Annotated in this window: 1 protein-coding gene and 1 pseudogene; both read left to right on the top strand. The window is 66.4% G+C overall.

What is annotated here, in order from left to right; translation table 11 throughout:
• Positions 1-846: pseudogene (locus tag ACWD68_RS41930) on the top strand (alpha-1,4-glucan--maltose-1-phosphate maltosyltransferase); the annotation flags it as partial.
• Positions 843-1058 (top strand): alpha-amylase family glycosyl hydrolase (locus ACWD68_RS41925; RefSeq protein ID WP_451811725.1); only part of this gene is annotated, 216 nt, incomplete at its 3' end. The pseudogene ACWD68_RS41930 and the gene ACWD68_RS41925, both read left to right, overlap by 4 nt.

The raw sequence follows: 1058 nt of genomic DNA, 5'->3' as shown, positions 1-1058 counted from the left end.
AAACCCGTCGTGTTCTGGGAACAGGTCATCGCGGAGATCAACGGGACCGACCCCGACGTGATCTTCCTGGCGGAGGCGTTCACCCGCCCGGCGATGATGCACACGCTGGGGGCGGTCGGCTTCCAGCAGTCGTACACGTACTTCACCTGGCGCAACACCAAGCAGGAGCTGACGGAGTACCTCACCGAGCTGTCCGGCGAGGCGGCCGCCTGCATGCGGCCCAATTTCTTCGTCAACACCCCTGACATCCTGCACGAGTTCCTCCAGCAGGGCGGTCGGCCCGCCTTCGAGCTGCGCGCGGTACTCGCCGCCACCCTCTCCCCCACCTGGGGCATCTACAGCGGCTTCGAGCTCTGCGAGAACGTCCCGCTGCGCGAGGGCAGCGAGGAGTATCTGCACTCCGAGAAGTACCAACTACGGCCACGGGACTGGGAGTCGGCGGAGCGGGACGGCCGGAGCATCGCACCGTTGGTGAGCGCGCTCAACGCGGCCAGGCGACGCAGTCCCGCACTGCGCCAACTGCGTGATCTGCACTTCCACCACGCCGACCAGGAGGCGGTGATCGCCTACTCGAAGTCCGTCACGGACGCGCGCGGTTCGAACACGGTTGTGGTGGTGGTCAACCTCGACCCCCACCACACCCAGGAGGCCACGATCTCGTTGGACATGCCGCAACTCGGCCTGGACTGGCACGAGTCCGTGCCGGTGCGCGACGAGCTCACCGGCGAGACCTACAACTGGGGCAGGACCAACTATGTGCGACTGGAGCCGGGACACCGGCCCGCGCACATCCTCACCGTCCTGCGACCGTCCTCACCGCAGATCGGAGGGTCACCCACCACATGATCGTCAATGAGCCCGTCCCGGACACGTTCGAGGACACCCCGGCCAAGGACCGCGATCCCGAGTGGTTCAAACGCGCCGTCTTCTACGAGGTCCTGGTCCGCTCCTTCCAGGACAGCAACGGCGACGGCATCGGCGACCTCAAGGGCCTGACCGCGAAGCTCGACTACCTCCAATGGCTGGGCGTCGACTGCCTGTGGCTGCCCCCGTTCTTC

It is taken from the genome of Streptomyces sp. NPDC005141 (assembly GCF_053599975.1).
The sequence above is the reverse complement of the archived record's forward strand: the minus strand, read 5'-3'. Positions and strand labels throughout refer to the sequence as shown.